Here is an 18,902-nt window from a genome sequence, read left to right as displayed (position 1 = left end):
ACGTCCAATTTTATCCGCCCGCGGGGGCGCGACGCGCAGCGACCGTCAGCCGCGCTTCAGTTCCCAGCGGGGGCCCTGCGGGGTGTCCTCCACGAGGATCCCGGCCTCCGCCAGCCCGTCGCGGATGGCGTCGGCGGACGCGTAGTCCTTGCGCGCGCGCGCCGCCTGCCGCTGCTCCAGGGCGACGGCGACGAGCGCGTCGACGACGGGACGCAGGTCTTCCTCGCCGGCCCGGCTCCACTGCGGCGACAGCGGGTCGATGCCGAGGACGTCCGCCATCGCGCGCACGGACGCGAGCGCCTGCCGCGCCGCCTCGTGGTCGCCGGACGCCAGGGCGCTGTTCCCGTCCCGGACGGTCTCGTGCAGCACGGCCAGCGCCTGCGGGACGCCCAGGTCGTCGTCCAGGGCCGTGGTGAACCCGGACGGCACGGAGGACGGCGTGACCACGCCCACCACCTCCGAGGCCCGCGTCACGAAGCCCTCTATCCGCTGGTAGGCGGAGATGGCCTCGGCCAAGGCGGTGTCGGTGTAGTCCATGAGCGACCGGTAGTGCGCGGAGGCCAGGTAGTAGCGCACCTCCACCGGACGGGCCTTGCCGAGCAGATCGGGCAGCAGAACCACGTTGCCGACCGACTTGCTCATCTTCTCGCCGTCCACGGTGAGGAGCCCGTTGTGCAGCCAGTAGCGGGCGAACCCGTCGCCGGCGGCGCGGGACTGGGCGATCTCGTTCTCGTGGTGCGGGAAGATCAGGTCGACGCCGCCGCCGTGGATGTCGAACGTCGCGCCGAGGTACTTCGTCGCCATGGCCGAGCATTCGAGGTGCCAGCCGGGACGTCCGTCGCCCCAGGGCGTCTCCCAGGACGGCTCGCCCGGCTTGGCGCCCTTCCACAGCGCGAAGTCGCGCGGGTCGCGCTTGGCGTCCTCGTTGGGGGTGTCGCCGGTGGGCCGCATGTTGTCCAGCCGCTGGTTCGACAGCGCGCCGTACTCGTCGGCCCACGACTTGACGTCGAAGTACACGTCGCCGCCCGCCGCGTACGCGTGGCCCTTCTCGATCAGCCGGCGGATCAGCACGATCATCTCCGGGACGTGCCCGGTGGCGCGCGGCTCGATCGTCGGCGGCAGGCAGCCGAGCAGGTCGTAGCCCTGCGTGAAGACGCGCTGGTTGCCCTCGGCGATCGCGAACCAGGGCAGCTCCCGCTCCGCCGCCACCGCGATGATCTTGTCGTCGACGTCGGTGACGTTGCGGGCGAACGTCACCTCGTAGCCGGACGCGCGCAGCCAGCGCAGCAGCACGTCGTAGATCACGCCGGAGCGGAGGTGGCCGATGTGCGGTGACGCCTGCGGGGTCGCACCGCACACGTACATCCCCACGCGGCCCTCTTCCAGGGGCTCGAACGTACGGACGCCACGGGTGCCGGTGTCGTAGAAGCGCAGACTCACAGGCCCAGGTTATTGGATCCGCGGACGAACGCGCGGCGCATTGCGCGGTGCGGCCGGTCCCCCGGCGTCAGTCATCGTTTCCTCCGTTGAGCCGGATCGCCCGGGATTCGAGGTAGCGGCGCTCGGGGACGCTGGTCGTCCGCCGCGCCGCCTCCCGGTACGCCTCCCGCGCGGCCGCGTGGTCGCCGGCCATCTCCAGCAGGTGCGCCCGGACGGCGGCGAGCCGGTGATGGCCGGACACGCGGTCGTCGTCCTCCAGCGTCCGCAGCAGTTCGAGACCGGCCGACGGGCCGGACACCATCGCCAGCGCGACCGCCTCGTTCAGCGTGACCATCGGGTTCGGGGACAGGCGCGCCAGCAGGCGGTACAGGCCGAGGATCTGCGGCCAGTCGGTGTCCTGCGCCCGCGGCGCCTCCGCGTGCACGGCGGCGATCGCGGCCTGCAGCTGGTAGGGGCCGGGCCGCGACCAGGTGAGGGCCGCGGTGACCAGCGCCGTGCCCTCCTCGACCGCGCTCCGCCGCCAGAGCGTCCTGTCCTGCTCGGTGAGCGGGATCAGCAGCCCGCCGCGTCCCGTCCGCGCCGGGCGCCGGGCGTCGGTGAGCAGCATCAGCGCGAGCAGGCCCGCGGCCTCGCCGTCGCCCGGCAGCAGCCGGTGCAGCGCCCGCGCCAGCCGGATCGCCTCCGCGGTCAGGTCGGTGCGCTGCAGGTCCGGCCCGCTGGACGCCGTGTACCCCTCGTTGAAGATCAGGTACAGCACCTGCAGGACGGCCCGCAGCCGATCCTCCCGCTCGCCGGCCGGCGGCATCCCGAACCGCGCCCCGGTCGCCTTGATCTTCTGCTTGGCGCGGCTGACGCGCTGCGCCATCGTCGCCTCCGGAACGAGGAACGCCCGTGCGATCTGCGCCGTCGTCAGCCCGCCGACCGCGCGCAGCGTCAGCGCGACCTGCGAGGACGGCGACAGCGCCGGGTGGCAGCACAGGAACAGCAGCGCCAGCGTGTCGTCGCGGTCGCCCGGCCGGTCCTCGTCCACGGCCGGCTCGTCCGGCTCGCCCGCGCCGACGGCGGCCTCGCGGTCCCGGCGCGCCCGCTCGCTGCGCCACTGGTCGGTGAGCCGCCGCGTCGCGACGGTCAGCAGCCAGCCGCGCGGGTTCTCCGGGACGCCGTCCCCCGGCCACTGCACGGCGGCGGCGAGCAGCGCCTCCTGCACGGCGTCCTCGCAGGCGTCGAACGCGCCGTGCCGCCGCACCAGCGTGCCGAGGACCTGCGGCGTGAGCGCGCGCAGCAGTTCCTCGACGGCCGGGGGCGTCCTCACATCTCCGCCCCGGCGCCGGTCATGATCGCCCGGACCTCCATGTACCCGCCGTACCGGACGTCCGGCCAGCGCGAGGCGATCTCCACGGCCCGCTCCTGCGACTCGCAGTCGACGGCCAGGTAGCCCGCAAAGTGCTCCTTGGCCTCCAGGAACGGCCCGTCGGTCACGGCCGGCTGCCCGTCCCGTGCCCGGACCGTCTTCGTCCTGGACGGGTCGGCGAGCGCGTCGCCGCCGACCATCTCCCCCGACTCGGTCAGCTCCCGCATGATCGCGTCGACCTCGCCGAACAGCTCCTCGCGCTCGGCCTCCGTCAGCTCCTCCACGAAGCCCGGACGGTTGTAGATCAGCAGCATGTACTTCACGGCGTGCTCCTCGTCGATCCTCGCGAGCGGCCCGGTGGCCGCTCGTCACTGAACGATCGGAGCGGGAGACGCGTTCTCGACATCCCCCGGCGAAAAAATCTTCACGAAGATCCGGACGGGCCCCTGACCTGGTGACACAGCGCCGCGAACGCCGCCGCGTCCGGCATCCGGGAGGCGACCGCCATCAGGTCCGTCCAGCCGGCGTACGTGTGCACGGTCACCATGCCGTTCTCGATCGCCACGTCCTGGACGGCCTTCCACGGCAGCCGCTCACCGTCCTTCTCGACGCCGTCCAGGTCGACGGTGAACGGGCCGAGCCGCACCGGCTCCCCCGCCCGCACCGCCGCGAGGTGACGCGGGACGATCCGGGCCGTCACCTCCTTCGCGACGGCCACCCCGAGCACCTGGACGTCCGGTATGTCGTCTCCGAGCCGCAGCTCGGCGCCGCCGTACGACACGATCGTGAAGCACCACCGGACCCGGGACCCGCGGCGGCGGCCCGAGACCGTCACCGACGCCAGCTCGTCCCACGTGTACTCGGCCTCGCCGTCCGGGCCCGTGACCGCCAGCCCCCCGGTGTGCAGGGAGGCGACCCGGTTGCGGACGCGCGGCCGGTCGCGCCCCGCGATCCAGCCGGCGGCGGCCGCGTACCCCATGCAGAGCAGCAGCGCCGGGACGCCCACCCACCACACGCGGTCGCGCAGGTAGACGACGGCCGCCGGGACGAGGGCCAGCGAAGCGAGGCCCAGCAGGCACAGCCACGCCCACGTGCGGCGGCCCGCGGCCCTGCCGTCGAACGTCAGGACGGGCTCGCCGAGCCGGTCATGGGGCACCGCCACGCCGCGCTACCCGGCCGTTCGGATCCGCGTTCCGCCTGCGAACCAGCCCTCCGGCATCGCGCCTCCCCTCGGGGTGTCGTCGTCAATACCGTACGTCTCCTCCCTTAAGGTGCGCAGCGACAAAGTGATCACCAAGAAGTTGCGGTTCGTCGCCGTCCCGGCTGGTTAATCTCGGCTGAGGACCCCTCTGGCTCCCTCCCCGGAACGAGACTCCATGCCATCTGATCGCACCCGGCCGTCGTACACCCGCGTCCAGCGGCGGCTGCTCACCGCCCTCGCCGGCCTCGTCGTCGCCGCGCTCGCGGGCGCCGCGTACGTGCTGACCTACGACGTGCTCCGCGAACTCGCGCTCGCCGGGCGGGTGAGCCGCCGGTGGGCGCCGCTGTATCCGGCGATGGCCGACACCCTCGTCGCGATGACGATCCTGTCGCTGGTCGTCACCCGGGGCGCCCGCTGGTGGACGCGGCTGCTCCGCTGGGCGCTGCTGCTCGTCCTCGTCGCCGGGGGCGCGGCGGCCTCCGTCCAGCATTCGGTCCGGGGTTACGCCACCCTCCCGGACGACGCGGTCCGCGCCGGGGTGGCCGCGGCGCCGCACGTGATGCTGCTGATCGCGATCTGGCTGTGGCTGACGATGTTCAAGCAGATCCGGGTGGCCCGTCCCGCCGCCGAGGCGGACGCTCCCCCGGAGACGCAGCGCGGCCACGTGAAGGTCCTGGAGCCCGCCGCGCCCCCGCTCGCCCTTGAGGGCCCCGCCGAGCCGCACGTCCCCTTCGCGCCCGAGGAGGGGGAGGAACTCATCCCCTTCCTCCCCGACCCCGCCACCGAGCAGGAGCCGAGCGGACACGAACCCCACGCCGGCCAGGTGAGCGCCCCCGAGCCCGTCCCTCAGCAGGCCGTCGAGTACGCGCCGAACGAATCCGCGCCCGTCGAGGACGAACGTGCCGACTCCGAGCCCACGATGTTCGAGGGCCGAGGTTTCGAGGGCCGAGGGCTCGGGGGCAGAGGGTTCGAAGGCCGAGGGTTCGAAGGCGCCGGGTATGGGGGGAGCCTGTCGTCGGAGCCGGCGCCGCCGCCGCTGGACGCGCTGCCGGAGCCGCGGCAGCCGCTCGACCCGGCTCCGGTGCTGCTGCCCACCGACATCGAGCTGATCCGGAGCCGTGACCGGGAGGACGTGGAGCAGCATGCGGTGGCGTCCACGACCCGTCCCGACATCGTGCTTCCCGCGTCCACCGGCGAGGACGACGACCTCCACGACACGCCGCCCGCCGACCGCCCCGAGGACCCCGACGCCGGCGACGACCGCGACGGGGACTGGAACCCGCCGCCGTCCGGCAACTTCCGCAGCGGCCCCACCCCGCCCGCCGACTAGCGCCACCCGCCCGGGGTAGTGGAACCGGCATGAGCGCCCTACTCGCTCGGCTCTTCGACGACGCCGCGCTCTTACCGCCGGAACGCGCCCCCGTGCAGGAGGCGCTGCCCACCTACCGCGAGGCCGTCCGGGACCCGATCGCCGGGCGGCTCCTCTGCCCGGCGTCCCGGTTCGCCGAGCTGCGGACGCACCTCGTCCCGGAGGACCTCCTCGACCTCGTCCTCGTCGCCGACACCGGGATCGACGAGTTGCCGAAGGCGCTGGACGCCGTCCGCGCCGAGCCGCGCGTCCGGCCTTGCGCCCTGCAGGTCGCCGTCCCCGAGGACGCCGACCAGGCGCGGGCCGTCGCCGTGACGATCGCGCGGCTGCCGTCAGAGGTCCCCGCGCGCATCGGGGTGCGCCCCTCGCCGGGCTGGCGGGACGCCCTGGACCGCATCGCCGCCGCCCGCGACCACGGCGCGCCGCTCGGCGCCGGGACGAGCGCGGTGTCGGCGGCGTTCATCTCGGCCTGCGCCGAACGCGACCTGCGGTTCACATGCGCGGACGGGACCGGACACGCCGTCCGGCACGCGTCCGGCCACGGGTTCCTGAACGTCCTGCTGGCCACTGCGCACGCCGCCGCCGGTGAGCGCGACATCCGGCCGACGCTCGAACGGACCGGCGCCGCGAGCCTCGCCGCCGAGGTCCGGGCCCTTCCGGACGACGCCGCGCGGGCCGCCCGGCGCCTTCTGGTCGCGTTCAGCGTCCGCGATCTCGGCGCGTCCCGAACGGATCTGCGTCGTTTGGGGCTGATCGGAACGCCGGGCACGGGGGAAGATACGTCTTCATGACGACCGTTTCGTGGGTTGAGGTGGATGAGGCCGCCGGGTTCGGCATCGCGAACCTGCCGTACGGGGTGTTCGCGCGGCCCGGGGAGCTGCCCCGTGTCGGCGTGGCCATCGGCGATCGCGTCCTGGACCTCGCGGCCATGTCCGCCGCCGGTCTGGTCGAGGACCGCCGCTACTTCGCCTCCGGTTCGCTGAACGCGTTCATGGTGGCGGGACGTCTCGCCTGGCAGGCGAACCGCGACCGGGTGACCGAGCTGCTCACCGACGAGTCGTACCGGGGCCGGGTGGAGCCGCACCTGATCCCGGTCGCGGACGTCGAGCTGCTGCGGCCGTTCGAGGTCGCCGACTACGTCGACTTCTACTCGTCCGAGCACCACGCCACGAACGCGGGACGGATGTTCCGGCCGAACGCCGAGCCGCTGACGGCCAACTGGAAGCGGCTGCCGGTCGGCTACCACGGCCGCGCGGGGACCGTGTACCCGTCCGGGACGCCGATCATCCGCCCGTCCGGCCAGCGCCGCGCGCCGGGCGACGCGGAACCGTCCTACGGCCCTTCCCTGCGCCTGGACTTCGAGGCGGAGGTCGGGTTCGTCGCGGGCGTGCCGTCCGCGGCGGGACGCGGCGTCCCCACCGGCGCGTTCCGCGACCACGTGTTCGGGTTCGTGCTGGTGAACGACTGGAGCGCGCGTGACCTGCAGGCATGGGAGTCGCAGCCGCTCGGCCCGTTCCTCGGCAAGTCGTTCGCGACGTCGATCTCGTCGTGGGTGGTGCCGGTCGCGGCGCTGGAGGCGGCGCGCGTCGCCCCGCCCGTCCAGGACCCGGTGCCGCTGCCCTACCTGCGGTGCGACGAACCGTGGGGCCTGGACCTGGAACTGGAGGTCCGGATCAACGGCCAGGTCGCGGCGCGCCCGCCGTTCGCGTCCATGTACTGGACGTCCCCGCAGCAACTGGCCCACGCCACGGTGAACGGCGCCCCGCTCCGCACCGGCGACCTGTTCGCCTCCGGGACGGTCTCGGGCCCCGAACGCGACCAGCGCGGCTGCATGCTCGAACTCGGCTGGAACGGCCAGCAGCCGCTGGAACTGCCCGACGGCACGGAACGCACATTCCTCGAGGACGGCGACACGGTGACAATTCGCGCCCAGGCTCCCGGGGCCTTTGGCTCCCGCATAACCCTCGGCGAAGTGACCGGCACCGTCCACCCAGCCCAGCCCTAAGGCCCGGCCACTGTCATTCCCGGAACGACGCTATGGCTCTCTGCACGGCGAGCTACAACGGCTCGGTTGGTCAGAGCGGGGGAAGCACCAGGGCGGTGGCTATCGCCGCCAGGCCCTCGCCCCGGCCGGTCAGCCCCAGGCCGTCCGTGGTGGTCGCCGAGATCGTCACCGGGGCGCCGGAGATGGCTTCGGTGAGGGTCTTCTCGGCTTCGGCACGGCGTTTGCCGATCTTGGGACGGTTGCCGATGATCTGGATGGCCACGTTGCCGATGGTGAAGCCTGCTTCGGCGACGAGGCGGGCCACCTCCCGCAGGAGGTCGGCTCCGGACGCGCCGGACCAGCGAGGGTCGGCCGTGCCGAAGACGGCGCCCAGGTCGCCGAGGCCGCACGCCGACAGGAGAGCGTCGCACGCGGCGTGCGCTGCGACGTCGCCGTCCGAGTGGCCGGCCAGGCCGTGGCCTTCACCGGGCCAGTCGAGCCCCGCGACCCGCAGAGGGCGCGGGGAGGACGAGAACGGGTGGACGTCGGTTCCGACGCCCACCCGTGGAAGCCGCTCGGTCAACTCGGTCGGCCGCTCAGCTGGCCAGGACCTCGTCGAGCAGGGCCTCTGCCTTGTCCTCGTTGGTCTTCTCGGCGAGCGCGAGCTCGCTGACCAGGATCTGCCGCGCCTTCGCGAGCATCCGCTTCTCGCCGGCGGACAGACCGCGTTCCCTGTCGCGCCTCCAGAGGTCGCGGACGACCTCGGCGACCTTGTTGACGTCACCGGACGCGAGCTTCTCAAGGTTCGCCTTGTAGCGGCGCGACCAGTTGGTGGGCTCCTCGGTGTAGGGTGCGCGAAGCACTTCGAACACCTTCTCAAGCCCCTCCTGGCCGACGACGTCCCGGACGCCCACGTCCTCGACGTTCTCGACCGGGACCCGCACTGTCAGGTCACCCTTGTCAACCTTCAGAACCAGATAGGTCCTGTCCTCACCCTTGATGGTGCGAGTCTCGATGGCCTCGATCCGAGCAGCCCCATGGTGGGGGTAGACGACGGTGTCGCCGACCTGGAAAGTCATGTGACAAGTACCCCTTCCGCTAGAACCAGGGTAGCACGGAAACGAGCATGGCTGAACCGGCCTTCCAGGCATATGCGCAGGTCAAACCGCATATTGGGCTATTGACAAAGCCCTTTAATGGTGCATCAACGTCCAGTTCTCCCCACTCAGCGTAGCCGAGAGATCACCGAGGCCCCCTCGAAACACCATTACCGGTAAGGGGCCCCCGTGACAAGCATCCGGTCCCGCCGACCGCCCGGAAGCCGTCCATACTGGAGGTGAGCATGCCGGGCGGCGCGGGTACGAAGCGCCCGGAAGGGTCCGAAAGAGGACGGCGGCCCGTGGAACGCGACCCGCGAGGGAGGTGGCGCGTGAGGCCGGACGGCGACCCGGAGCCCGACGACTACGGGCTTCCGCACGTTGACGTCGTCGTGCCCGATGACGCCCGCGAACTCGAGCGCGACATGGTCGCCTACCACCGCGAGGAACGGCGCCGGCGGCGCAGGCGGCGGGCCCGGCGGCTGGCCCGGCCGGTGACCCGGTTCGGCGTCGCGATCCCGATCATCGCCGGCGCGCTGCTGGTGGCGCTGCTCAGCGGCGTCCTCATGACGGCGTTCGGCCCGCGTCCGGTGCCCCGCCCGACGGGCGCGCAGCTCGCGCCCCGCCCGTCCGCGAGCCCCGGCAAGCTCGGCGGCCTGCTGCCGGACCGGGAGGTCGCCCTCGTGGCGGACGGCCGCACGACCACCCCCCTGCAGGACCTGCGTCCCGGCGTGATCGGCATCGTCCCGCCCGGGTACGAGTGCGAGAGCGTGGTGGCGGAGCTCGCGGGCAGGACGCAGCAGTACGGCCTCAACTTCTGGCTCGTCGCCGACCCGCGTCCGGCCGGCGGCGGCAAGGCGACGTCGCTGAAGGAACTGAAGGCGTGCGCGGGGACCGCCCACGACGGGGCGCCGCTGATCCTCGAAGACCGGGAGGGCGTCCTCGCCGCGGCCTACGCCCCCGAACCCGGCACGCCCGGCCCGACCGGTACCGGCCTCACCGCCGTGTTCGTGGAGCCGGACGGCGTCGTCACCGAGATCGTCCGTGCGCCTCGGCCGGGGCCCAAGCTCACCGGCCGGGTCGAGGCCCTCGGCACCGGCTGACCGGACGACCCCGATCCTCCGGCACCCTCCGACGACACCGACCTTCCGGCGCCGGCCCGACGGCGCCGACCGGAAAAAGGGGCGTGTCGGCCACCCCGGGGGAGGATCTGCGCGAGAGTCTCGCTACGCTTCCCCTGGCGTATCTCACGCCGCTCTCACAACGTTCCGCCGTCACACCATTTGATGACATTTCGCGAGGAGACCGACGCCGTGATCCGAAACAGCCGTCGAGTGGTCGTGCTCGCCGTCGCGGGCGCCGTCGCGATCGCGCCGGTGATCTCCGGCTGCGGCGCCGGCATGTCACCCCAGTCCGTCGCCCCCACCCGGCTGACCGAGGGCGTCAACGAGACGATCCCGCAGGACAAGAAGGCCGCGACCCAGATCAACCTGCAGAACATGTTCCTGCTGGGCGGCCAGGACGGTCAGCCGCTCAAGCCGGGGGCGGACGTGCCGCTCTACGGCGTGCTGATCAACCGGGTCAAGGGCAGCCAGGACCGGCTGGTCTCGGTCAGCTCCCCCGCCTTCGGCCAGGCGAAGATCGCGGGCGGCGCCGTCACGCTCCCCGCCGCTTCGCCGGACGGGATGGGCGGCATGGTCTCGCTGCTCGGCAAGCCGACGGCGGCGAGCCCCGCGCCCTCGCCGTCCGGTCCGCAGACCAAGAAGCCGTCCGGCACGCCGAGCCCCACCGGAACGGCCAGCCCCACCGGAACGGCCAGCCCCACCGGATCGCCGAGCCCCACCGGGTCGCCGAGCCCCACCGGAACGCCGACGTCGCAGGACACGACGAGCCCGCAGGAGAGCGGTCTTCCGGCGACGCCCGGCCCGGGCGGCCAGCCGCTCGTCGTGCTCACCGGCCTCACCAAGGAACTGATCGCCGGGGCGACCGTCCCCGTGCGGATGCAGTTCGAGCACGCCGGCGCGATCACCTTCCAGGTGCCCGTCGCGCCGCACCAGCAGGACTACGCCACCTACCCGGCCGCCGCACCGTCCGCGCAGGCCGGCACCCCCGGGGCCACCGCGAGCCCGTCGGGGAGCCCCACGGGAAGCCCGTCCCCCGGCGCGCCCGGCACGCCCGCCCCGGGCAGCACGGAGACGCCCGGCGCGACCAGCACACCGGGTTCCGGCGGGCACTGACCGGCCCGCGCCCGGAGATCCGCGCATACGAGAACGGCCCGTCCCACCTCGGACGGGCCGTTCCCCTTTTCGGTCAGGGCTCGAACTTGTAGCCCAGCCCGCGCACGGTCACGATGTACCGCGGCGTGGACGGGGCCTCCTCGACCTTGGCGCGGAGGCGCTTGATGTGGACGTCCAGCGTCTTCGTGTCGCCCACGTAGTCGGCGCCCCACACGCGGTCGATCAGCTGCATCCGGGTCAGGACGCGGCCGGCGTTGCGGAGGAGCACCTCCAGCAGCTCGAACTCCTTCAGCGGCAGCTGGACGCCTTCGCCGCCGACGCTGACGACGTGCCGTTCGACGTCCATCCGGACCGGTCCGGCCTCCAGCGTCGCGGGCGCCGGCTCGTCCACCTCGCCCTGGCGGCGCAGGACGGCCCGCATCCGGGCGATCAGCTCCCGGGTGGAGAACGGCTTGGTGACGTAGTCGTCGGCGCCGAGCTCCAGCCCGACCACCTTGTCGACCTCGCTGTCCTTCGCGGTCAGCATGATCACCGGGACGTTGGACTTGGCGCGCAGCTCCCGGCACACCTCGGTACCGGGCAGCCCGGGCAGCATCAGGTCGAGCAGCACGAGGTCGGCACCGTTGCGCTCGAAGATGTCCAGCGCGTCCGGGCCGGTGGCGGCGACCGCCACCTCGAAGCCCTCCTTGCGCAGGTTGTACGACAGTGCGTCGCTGAACGACTCCTCGTCTTCCACGACGAGCACGCGGGTCACGGTGTTGCCTCCCGGGCGGTGGTCTCTGGGGGTTGGTCTGCGGTCCCTGCGGCGGAACGGTACGGGGCGTCGAGCAGCGGCAGCCGGATCGTGAACGTCGACCCGTGCCCCTCCTTGCTCCACACGGTCACGTCGCCGCCGTGCTTGCCGGTGACGTGCTTGACGATGGCGAGACCGAGCCCGGTGCCGCCGGTCTGCCGGGAGCGGGCCTGGTCGACCCGGTAGAAGCGCTCGAAGATCCGGCCGATCTCTCCGTCCGGGATGCCGATGCCCTGGTCGGACACGTTGACCTCGACCTGCCGGTCGTCGCACCGCCGGGTCGACACGACGACCCGGGTGTGCTCGGGGCTGTAGGCGACGGCGTTCTCGACGAGGTTGCGCACCGCGGTGACGAGCAGTTCCTGGTCGGCGTGGACGTGCAGGCCGTCCTCGCCGCCGGACGCGAGCTCGATGTCCTTGGCGGAGGCCTTGAACTGGCAGCGCTCCAGCGCCTCCGCCATGACCTCGTCCAGGTCGACGGGTTTCAGGTCGGGCAGCGGCTCGTCCCCCTGGACCCGCGACAGCGTCATCAGGTCCTGGACGAGGTTGGTCAGCCGCACCGACTCGTACTGCATCCGGCCCGCGAAGCGGCGGACGGCCTCCGGGTCGTCGGCGGCGCCCTCGACGGTCTCGGCGAGCAGCGACAGCGCGCCCACCGGGGTCTTCAGCTCGTGGCTGACGTTCGCCACGAAGTCGCGGCGGATCGCCTCGGTGCGGTGCATGTCGGTGAGGTCCTCGGCCAGCACGAGGACGAGGCCGTGCGATCCGAGCGGCGCGACGCGGACCGCGAACCAGCGTCCGTCCGCGCGGCTCCGCGCGCCGGTCGGCCCGACCTGGATCTCGGTCTCCCGGATCTCCCCGTCCCGGCGGACGAGCCTGGTCATGGCGAGCACCTCGTCCACCACGAGACGGTCGCCGCTGACCAGCCCGTATGCCCGTGCGGCGGAGCTGGCGCGCAGCACGCGGTCCTCGCCGTCCACGACGACGGCGGAGGATCGCAGGACGCTGAGCACCGAGGCGACCCCGGGGGGCAGCGCCCCGACGGGCGCCGCGGGCGCCGGTGTCCGCTGGGCTCGCTCGCTCACGCGCACCGCCAATCCGGTAGTGAGCCCGATCGCGAGCCCGGCGAGCCCGACGAGGCTCGCGACTATCTCGACCTCCACACCTCGGATGGTAAGCGGCGTTCCGCCCTGCCCTTCCCAGCGGTCCAGGTCAGGACGGTCTCGTTCCCCCAAAGTTCACCTTGCTCTCCGGATGCGTTCATTCCGGCAGGGCAGGCTGTGGCGTGGGCGAGTCCGCCCCGCCCCCGGTTCACGAGTCCGCCCCGCCCCCGGGTCACATCGAAGGAAGTTCAATTGCGCGACGCCTACCACGAGGAACTCGACTCCCTCACCGACAGCCTGGTGGAGATGACCCGCCTCGTCCGGTCCGCGATGGCCCGGGCGGTGACCGCCCTGCTGGACGCCGACCTGCGGCTCGCGGAGGAGGTCATCAGCGGTGACGAGCACGTCAACAAGATCGACGCGAGCATCGAGGCGACGGTCTTCGACCTGATGGCGCGGCAGCAGCCCGTCGCGGGCGACCTGCGCACGCTGATCACGGCGCTGCGGATGAGCGGCGACCTGGAGCGCATGGGCGACCTCGCCGTGCACATCGCCAAGACCGCGCGCCGCCGCCACCCCGAGTCGGCCGTCCCGCCGGAACTGCAGGCCACCGTCCTGGAGATGGGCCAGATCGCCGAACGCATGATCGCCAAGACGGGCAGCGTGATCGCGTCCCAGGACGTGGAGAGGGGCCTCGAACTGGACGCCGACGACGACCAGATGGACCGCCTGCACCGGCGCCTGTTCGACCTCCTGCTGTCCCCGAAATGGACGCATGGCGTCGAACCGGCCGTGGACATCACCCTCGCCGGCCGCTACTTCGAACGCTTCGCCGACCACGCCGTCCACGTCGCCGAAAACGTCGTCTACCTGGTAACGGGCCGCCGCCCCGAAGACCTCACCGACCACCCCTGACCCCCCTGGCCCGGACGGCCTACGACGACCGATCTTTCGGGAGCGCGTCCGGATGCCGGAAACGGAGAGGAGACGTTCACACCTATCCGGTGCTCGCTCCCACCTCCGGCAATGGGCGCTTCGAGAACCGCGCCGTACCCTTCCTCCGGCGCCGCGACCCGCAATCGCCACATCCCGCCGGCCGGCCGGCTGAACGCTGCGACCCGCCACCCCGCCCCCCGAAGGTGCTCGCTGAGCCGGGTCAACGCCGCCGTGGCCTCTTCTTTGCGTGCCACCTGCAGACCGTCGTTCCCTCGAACCTCCATGCCCCGCCCTCCCGGACCACCCGTCCCGCACCCGCCCAGCACCCCCGCGAATAGCGCTACAGCGACCACAGTGCATCGACGCAAGAAGTCCGCCCTTCTTCGCGCACACGCTCAAGAGCGAACCTGAAAGTCAGGTGAACCTTGCTGGATACCGCACCTGCGAACTCAGGCAACGGGTGCTGTGAAGTCCTCGATCAGGCGCGCCGAGTCGAACTCGCGCTTGCCGACGCCGTCCAGGAACGCATCCCACTCGGCCACCGTGAACACCTGCGGCTCCCGCTCCGGGTTCTTGCTGTCCCGGACGAGGACGACGAACTCCTCCCCCGCCTTGTTCGCAACCCCGCAGTCACACCCGCGCACCACGGCCACCTCGACGCAATGACCGCCGTTGTTGCCACTGCGGGAACTCTTGCGCCAGTCCATCGAGGACACCCCTTGCTCAGTCCTGCCTAGGCCAAGTCAACGGCCACCTCGCGCAACAGGGCGATCGTCTGTTCGGGGCCGAGCGCTTGAGCGCGCAAGTGGCCGAATATCAGCTTATACCCGGCGACCTCGTCCGGCTTTTGGCTGTAGACGCCGCCGATCTGCTGCTCCAGGTAGACCTTGTCCGGGTCGTCCGGCGCCGGGAACTCCAGCAGTGAGAACGACCCGTGCATGGCGCCGTGCTCCCCGGTCGAGAAAGGCAAGACCTGGAGAGTCACGTTGCGGAGTTTCGCCATCTTCAGCAAGTGCTCGATCTGGCCGCGCATCACTGCCCGGCCACCGACGACCCGCCGCACCACGGCCTCGTTGAGCACGACCCAGATCTCCGGCGGGTCGTCGGCGGTGAGGCGGGCCTGCCGGGCCGCCCGCACCGGGATCGTCTCGTCGATCTCCTCATCGGTGTCCGAGGCGGGCGCCGTGGACATGATCGCTCGCGTGTACCCCTCGGTCTGCAGATAGCCGGGCACGAGTTCCGAGTGGTACTCGAGCACCCGCGACGCGGACGCCTCCAAGACGACGTAGACCTGGAACCACTTCGGAATAGCACCGGAGTACTGGTGCCACCAGTCGGGCTCGCGGGCCAGCCGTGCCAGTTCGACGAGCGCCTCGGCCTCACCGTCCTCGACGCCGTACATCTTGAGCAGGCGTTTCACGTCCCGCTGCAGGACGCGGCTCTTGTCGTTCTCGATCCGGTAGAGCTTGCTCTCGGCCCATCCCATCTCTTCGGCCACGGCCTCCTGATTGAAGCCCGCCTTCTCACGCCGGGCACGCAGCTCCCGCGCCGGCCGGGCGCTCGCCACCGTCGGAATATGCCTACCTTTTGCCACGAATCAACTCCAATCGGTCATCGAATTTGATGGGTTTCAAGTAACACCTTGCGTCGACGCCTCCTCGGGCTCATCGTCTTCCCCGGGGCGGTCGAGGAGGTGCCGGACGCCCGGCATTACGTGCGGAGCCTGCTCGTCCGCAATGGGTCGCCCGCCATCGCCGACGACGCGGAGTTGCTGGCCTGCGAGTGCGTCAGCAACGCGATCCGCTTCACCCGCGGCGGTGCCGGCGGCGGCAGGGTGGCGGTCAAGCTGCTGGGGCTGGACGACGCTCTCCGGGTCGAGATCCTGGACGAGGGCGGGGCGACGTCCGTCCCGGCTCCGCGCGGCAGGCCCGACTCCGCCGAGGCGGAGAGCGGCCGTGGCCTGCACCTGCTCGACGCGCTCGCGAAGGAGTGGGGCAGTATGCCTTACGGTCCCGGGACGCTCACCTGGTTTACGGTCGCCCGCGCTTGACCCGTTCCGTCAGGCGAACCAGTCGGGGGTGGCGGAGATCGTGATGAGGTCCGCCAGGCCCGGGACCGCGAGGGCGGTGGCGATCAGCGCGCAGCGGATGCCGAAGCGCGAGGGCCGCAGGGTGAACACGGTCGCGATCGACGCCACCGCCGGGACGATGGCGATGCCCAGGAAGATCTTGGCGAACAGCGGGCTGCCCGAGCAGGAGACCTCACCGCAGGAGTCCGGGCCCGTGAGCACCAGGGCTGACATCAGCAGGTTGAACAGCACTAGGACCCCGGCCAGCACGAACAGCACGGGCAGCGTGAGCACGGCCCCTAGCGAGATCTTGTTGCTCTGGTCCGCGGGCGTCGCGGTCTGGTAAGCCATCCTCGCGCTCCTCGATGTCCGTGTGCGATCACGTTCATCGTCGCCCGGACAGCCGTAGACGAGACAGGGCGCAAATACTCATTCCAGACGCCACACCTACTCAGCGGCCCGCAGGTTCGTTGACCTGCGGCGTGTTGTTGTTATTCGGCTATCCATAACAGCAACATGCCGCAGGTCAACGGAGGGGGCGGGCGCGGTTGTGTGTGTGGTGGGCTCGCCGGTTCCCGCGCGTTACTTTTTGCGGCCGCGCCTTGTTCTGCCCTTGGGCTTGGTGTCCTTGGCGTCCTTCGCGGGGGGCTTCGGGGAGCCGGGCTTGGCGCCGCCCTGGTTCTTGACGGCCTCGATGGCGGCCCTGGCGGCGGCCGGGTCGAGGTACTCGCCGCCGCGCTTGAGCGGGGAGAAGTCGTCGTCCAGCTCGTACACGAGCGGGATGCCGGTCGGGATGTTGAGGCCGACGATCTGCTCGTCGGAGATGCCGTCCAGGTGCTTGACCATGGCGCGGAGCGAGTTGCCGTGCGCGGCGACCATGACCGTCTTGCCTGCGGCCAGGTCGGGGACGACCGAGTCGTACCAGTAGGGCAGGAGCCGGTCGACGACGTCGGCGAGGCATTCCGTGCGCGGGATCAGCTCGGACGGCAGCTCGGCGTAGCGGAGGTCGTTGACCTGGGAGAGGGGGTCGTCGTCCTTGATGGGCGGCGGCGGGGTGTCGTAGGAGCGGCGCCAGGTCATGAACTGCTCTTCGCCGAACTCCTCGCGCGTCTGCGCCTTGTTCTTGCCCTGGAGGGCGCCGTAGTGGCGCTCGTTCAGCCGCCAGGAGCGCTTGACGGGGATCCAGAGGAGGTCGGCCACGTCCAGGGCGATGTTGGCGGTGCGGATGGCCCGCTTCAGCAGGGAGGTGTGCACCACGTCGGGGGTGATGTCGGCGTCGAGCAGCAGGTCGCCGCCGCGGGTCGCCTCACTCTCGCCCTTAGCGGACAGGTCGACGTCCACCCAGCCGGTGAACAGCCCTTCCGCGTTCCAGACGCTTTCGCCATGCCGGAGCAATACCAAGGTCGCCATGGCGCAGAGCCTATCGGCCCCTCAGGGGTCACTCGCGGTTGGCCGGGTCCGCGAAGGAGGCGAACGCCTGGAGGTTGGCGAGGCTCTCGCCGCGCTTGACGCGCCAGTCCCACTCGCGCTGGATGGACGTCTTGAACCCGCGTTCGAGGGCCTTGTCGAAGTTCTCGTCGGAGTAGGTGAGGACGCAGCCGAGGATGCGGTCGATCTCGTCAGGCGAGATGGCGTCGAGGGGGAGCTTCCCGACGAGGTGGACGTCGCCGACGTCGTCCAGCGCGAACGCGACCCCGTACATGCGGCCGTTCTTCTCCAGCAGGAACCGGTAGAACTCGGCGTGGTTCTCGTCGGGACGGCGGCAGAAGAACGCCTCGACGTGCAGGGAGTGGTCGCCGACGATCAGCCACGTCATGGTGGCGAGCTTGTGCTGCCCGGGGAGCTTGACGAAGAACGCCTTCTCGCGCGGCTCGTCGAACTCCAGCTCGGCCGCCTTGAGCGCCTCCCTGATGGTCTCGGCGTGACTCATGCCTTCGCTCATTCCCGTCTCCTGCGGGGGGACGCCCCCCCGCGCCCCCCGGTTCGCTGCGCTCATGCTGTGGCCTCGGCGGTAACAGGACCGGCGGGGATCGTCATGGCACCGGTATACACGTCGAGGAGGCGGTCGACGGTGGCGTCCCAGCCGAAGCCGTCCGCGTGTCGGACGGCGCCGCGGGCGAGGCGGGCGTGCAGCCCCGGTTCGGCGTGCAGGCGGCGCAGGACGGCGGCGTAGTCGGCCGGGTCGTGGCCGGAGATCAGCACCCCGGACTCGCCGTCCGCGACGGCCGTGCACAGGCCGCCGACGCGGGACGCGACGACGGGCGTCCCGCACGCCTGCGACTCGACGGCGACGAGCCCGAACGACTCGCTGTGGGACGGGACGACGGTGACGTCCGCGGCCCGGTACCAGTCGGCCAGCTCGGCCTGCGGGCTCGGCGGCTCGAAGCGCATGACGTCGGAGATGCCGAGCCGGGCGGCCAGGGACTGGAGCCCTTCGGGGCGGCAGCGGCCGGAACCGGACGGGCCGCCGACGACGGCGACGACGAGTTTCGAGCGCAGCGCCGGGTCGTCGGCGAGCATGCGGGCGACGGCGCGCAGCAGGACGTCCGGCGCCTTGAGCGGCTGGATCCGGCCGACGAACAGCAGCACGTACGCGTCGCGGGGCAGGCCGAGGCGGCGGCGGGCGGGGCCGGTGCGGTGCGGGAGGAGCCCGGTGCTGCGGGCGAGGATCGGCGACTCGGGACGGAAGAGGGAGAGGTCGACGCCGGGGCTGACCGTCGCGACCCGGGCGGGGTCGGCGTCGTAGAGGCCGACGAGTTCGTGGGCCTCCTTGGAGGTGTTGGCGACGAGCTGGTCGGAGGAGGCCACGACCTGCTCCTCGCCGAGGACGCGTTCGGCGGGCTCGGGCTTGTCGTCGTCCGCGAGGGCGGCGTTCTTGACCTTCGCCATCGTGTGCATGGAGTGGACGAGCGGCACGCCCCACCGCTGCTTGACCGCCCATCCGGCCTGCCCGGAGAGCCAGTAGTGCGTGTGCAGGAGGTCGTAGTGGCCGGGGTCGTGGGCGGCCTCGACGCGCAGGACCCCGGACGTGAAGCCGCACAGATGCCGGGGCAGTTCGGTCTTGTCCAGTTCCTCGAACGGCCCGGCGACGACGTTCCGGACGAGGACGCCCGGGGCGAGTTCGACGACCGGAGGCAGGGCCCGCGAGGTCGCGCGGGTGAAGATGTCTACTTCCACGCCCCTCGCGGCCAGCCGCCGGGCGACTTCGACGATGTAGACGTTCATGCCGCCCGCGTCGCCCGTACCAGGTTGGTCAAGGGGGGATGTATGAACACTGACCGTCGCAACCCGGTTGATACGACGCGACACTGCACACCACCTCC

Annotated in this window: 21 protein-coding genes; 7 read left to right on the top strand and 14 right to left on the bottom strand. The window is 71.7% G+C overall.

The window, feature by feature from the left end:
- Positions 1-45: 45 nt before the first annotated feature.
- From cysS to SM418_RS34385, 4 genes are all read right to left on the bottom strand, one after another.
- On the bottom strand, positions 46-1,440 hold the full coding sequence (cysS, locus tag SM418_RS34400; RefSeq protein WP_371945698.1) for a cysteine--tRNA ligase: 1,395 nt from the start codon (positions 1,438-1,440) through the stop codon (positions 46-48).
- Between the two features lie 67 nt (positions 1,441-1,507).
- Positions 1,508-2,752: an RNA polymerase sigma factor gene (locus SM418_RS34395; protein ID WP_371945699.1), complete on the bottom strand. Its 1,245-nt coding sequence runs from the start codon at positions 2,750-2,752 to the stop codon at positions 1,508-1,510.
- Positions 2,749-3,105, bottom strand: a complete 357-nt coding sequence (locus SM418_RS34390; protein WP_371945776.1) for a YciI family protein — start codon at positions 3,103-3,105, stop codon at positions 2,749-2,751. The genes SM418_RS34395 and SM418_RS34390 overlap by 4 nt, the downstream gene beginning before the upstream one ends.
- A 110-nt stretch (positions 3,106-3,215) precedes the next feature.
- Entirely contained in the window at positions 3,216-3,953 is a 738-nt protein-coding gene (locus SM418_RS34385; RefSeq protein WP_371945700.1) for a DUF6585 family protein, read from the bottom strand.
- A gap of 214 nt (positions 3,954-4,167) precedes the next feature.
- Between SM418_RS34385 and SM418_RS34380 the strand changes: the two genes are divergently transcribed.
- Genes SM418_RS34380 through fahA form a run of 3 tightly spaced genes read left to right on the top strand, consistent with a single transcriptional unit; the run spans position 4,168 to position 7,366 of the window.
- A complete protein-coding gene (locus SM418_RS34380; protein WP_371945701.1) occupies positions 4,168-5,322 on the top strand; it encodes a DUF2637 domain-containing protein in 1,155 nt (384 codons plus the stop codon).
- Positions 5,323-5,351: 29 nt separating this feature from the next.
- On the top strand, positions 5,352-6,152 hold the full coding sequence (locus SM418_RS34375) for a hypothetical protein (RefSeq protein WP_371945702.1): 801 nt from the start codon (positions 5,352-5,354) through the stop codon (positions 6,150-6,152).
- Positions 6,149-7,366, top strand: a complete 1,218-nt coding sequence (gene fahA, locus SM418_RS34370) for a fumarylacetoacetase (RefSeq protein ID WP_371945703.1) — start codon at positions 6,149-6,151, stop codon at positions 7,364-7,366. The genes SM418_RS34375 and fahA overlap by 4 nt, the downstream gene beginning before the upstream one ends.
- Before the next feature lie 70 nt (positions 7,367-7,436).
- On the opposite strand, the gene ispF is transcribed toward fahA, so the two are convergent.
- Both ispF and SM418_RS34360 read right to left on the bottom strand, forming a co-directional pair.
- Entirely contained in the window at positions 7,437-7,907 is a 471-nt protein-coding gene (gene ispF / locus SM418_RS34365) for a 2-C-methyl-D-erythritol 2,4-cyclodiphosphate synthase (protein ID WP_371945704.1), read from the bottom strand.
- A 34-nt stretch (positions 7,908-7,941) separates the two neighbouring features.
- Positions 7,942-8,424, bottom strand: coding sequence for a CarD family transcriptional regulator (locus tag SM418_RS34360; protein ID WP_067634555.1), 483 nt, complete (start codon positions 8,422-8,424; stop codon positions 7,942-7,944).
- A 350-nt stretch (positions 8,425-8,774) separates the two neighbouring features.
- On the opposite strand from SM418_RS34360, the gene SM418_RS34355 reads away from it, so the two are divergent.
- Together SM418_RS34355 and SM418_RS34350 are read left to right on the top strand one after the other, a co-directional pair.
- On the top strand, positions 8,775-9,545 hold the full coding sequence (locus SM418_RS34355; protein ID WP_371945705.1) for a hypothetical protein: 771 nt from the start codon (positions 8,775-8,777) through the stop codon (positions 9,543-9,545).
- 210 nt (positions 9,546-9,755) lie between these two features.
- Positions 9,756-10,679 carry a hypothetical protein gene (locus tag SM418_RS34350; protein ID WP_371945706.1) on the top strand — a complete coding sequence of 308 codons (924 nt, stop codon included), beginning with the start codon at positions 9,756-9,758 and terminating at the stop codon, positions 10,677-10,679.
- Between the two features lie 73 nt (positions 10,680-10,752).
- Here SM418_RS34350 and SM418_RS34345 read toward each other — a convergent pair whose 3' ends face one another.
- Both SM418_RS34345 and SM418_RS34340 read right to left on the bottom strand, forming a co-directional pair.
- On the bottom strand, positions 10,753-11,424 hold the full coding sequence (locus SM418_RS34345) for a winged helix-turn-helix domain-containing protein (RefSeq protein ID WP_504230353.1): 672 nt from the start codon (positions 11,422-11,424) through the stop codon (positions 10,753-10,755).
- 5 nt (positions 11,425-11,429) lie between these two features.
- Entirely contained in the window at positions 11,430-12,635 is a 1,206-nt protein-coding gene (locus SM418_RS34340) for a sensor histidine kinase (protein WP_371945708.1), read from the bottom strand.
- Between the two features lie 192 nt (positions 12,636-12,827).
- Between SM418_RS34340 and phoU the strand changes: the two genes are divergently transcribed.
- Entirely contained in the window at positions 12,828-13,490 is a 663-nt protein-coding gene (phoU, locus tag SM418_RS34335) for a phosphate signaling complex protein PhoU (protein ID WP_371945709.1), read from the top strand.
- Positions 13,491-13,960: 470 nt separating this feature from the next.
- Here phoU and SM418_RS34330 read toward each other — a convergent pair whose 3' ends face one another.
- Positions 13,961-14,218 carry a DUF397 domain-containing protein gene (locus SM418_RS34330; RefSeq protein ID WP_371945710.1) on the bottom strand — a complete coding sequence of 86 codons (258 nt, stop codon included), beginning with the start codon at positions 14,216-14,218 and terminating at the stop codon, positions 13,961-13,963.
- Between the two features lie 26 nt (positions 14,219-14,244).
- Entirely contained in the window at positions 14,245-15,078 is an 834-nt protein-coding gene (locus tag SM418_RS34325) for a helix-turn-helix domain-containing protein (protein ID WP_371945711.1), read from the bottom strand.
- 75 nt (positions 15,079-15,153) lie between these two features.
- On the opposite strand from SM418_RS34325, the gene SM418_RS34320 reads away from it, so the two are divergent.
- Complete coding sequence (locus SM418_RS34320) at positions 15,154-15,561, top strand: ATP-binding protein (RefSeq protein ID WP_371945712.1); 408 nt, start codon at positions 15,154-15,156, stop codon at positions 15,559-15,561.
- Between the two features lie 9 nt (positions 15,562-15,570).
- Here SM418_RS34320 and SM418_RS34315 read toward each other — a convergent pair whose 3' ends face one another.
- The 4 genes from SM418_RS34315 to mshA form a co-directional block, all read right to left on the bottom strand.
- Positions 15,571-15,930 carry a hypothetical protein gene (locus SM418_RS34315; protein ID WP_371945713.1) on the bottom strand — a complete coding sequence of 120 codons (360 nt, stop codon included), beginning with the start codon at positions 15,928-15,930 and terminating at the stop codon, positions 15,571-15,573.
- Between the two features lie 231 nt (positions 15,931-16,161).
- Positions 16,162-16,989 carry a phosphoglyceromutase gene (locus SM418_RS34310; RefSeq protein ID WP_371945714.1) on the bottom strand — a complete coding sequence of 276 codons (828 nt, stop codon included), beginning with the start codon at positions 16,987-16,989 and terminating at the stop codon, positions 16,162-16,164.
- A gap of 28 nt (positions 16,990-17,017) precedes the next feature.
- Positions 17,018-17,521, bottom strand: coding sequence for a type III secretion system chaperone family protein (locus SM418_RS34305; protein WP_371945715.1), 504 nt, complete (start codon positions 17,519-17,521; stop codon positions 17,018-17,020).
- A gap of 50 nt (positions 17,522-17,571) precedes the next feature.
- Positions 17,572-18,888 carry a D-inositol-3-phosphate glycosyltransferase gene (mshA, locus tag SM418_RS34300; protein ID WP_371945716.1) on the bottom strand — a complete coding sequence of 439 codons (1,317 nt, stop codon included), beginning with the start codon at positions 18,886-18,888 and terminating at the stop codon, positions 17,572-17,574.
- Positions 18,889-18,902 lie beyond the last annotated feature (14 nt).

Source organism: Actinomadura chokoriensis (assembly GCF_041463665.1).
GTDB lineage: Bacteria > Actinomycetota > Actinomycetes > Streptosporangiales > Streptosporangiaceae > Spirillospora > Spirillospora chokoriensis_A.
Note: the sequence above shows the minus strand (reverse complement) of the source record. Positions and strands in the feature narration are given on the sequence as shown.

What these genes read in the sequence shown, in the direction of transcription:
- SM418_RS34390 (WP_371945776.1), bottom strand. Translation starts at nt 3,105, where the DNA reads ATGCTGCTGATCTACAACCGTCCGGGCTTCGTGGAGGAGCTGACGGAG.
- SM418_RS34380 (WP_371945701.1), top strand. Translation starts at nt 4,168, where the DNA reads ATGCCATCTGATCGCACCCGGCCGTCGTACACCCGCGTCCAGCGGCGG.
- SM418_RS34375 (WP_371945702.1), top strand. Translation starts at nt 5,352, where the DNA reads ATGAGCGCCCTACTCGCTCGGCTCTTCGACGACGCCGCGCTCTTACCG.
- fahA (WP_371945703.1), top strand. Translation starts at nt 6,149, where the DNA reads ATGACGACCGTTTCGTGGGTTGAGGTGGATGAGGCCGCCGGGTTCGGC.
- SM418_RS34360 (WP_067634555.1), bottom strand. Translation starts at nt 8,424, where the DNA reads ATGACTTTCCAGGTCGGCGACACCGTCGTCTACCCCCACCATGGGGCT.
- SM418_RS34330 (WP_371945710.1), bottom strand. Translation starts at nt 14,218, where the DNA reads ATGGACTGGCGCAAGAGTTCCCGCAGTGGCAACAACGGCGGTCATTGC.
- SM418_RS34315 (WP_371945713.1), bottom strand. Translation starts at nt 15,930, where the DNA reads ATGGCTTACCAGACCGCGACGCCCGCGGACCAGAGCAACAAGATCTCG.
- SM418_RS34310 (WP_371945714.1), bottom strand. Translation starts at nt 16,989, where the DNA reads ATGGCGACCTTGGTATTGCTCCGGCATGGCGAAAGCGTCTGGAACGCG.
- SM418_RS34305 (WP_371945715.1), bottom strand. Translation starts at nt 17,521, where the DNA reads ATGAGCGAAGGCATGAGTCACGCCGAGACCATCAGGGAGGCGCTCAAG.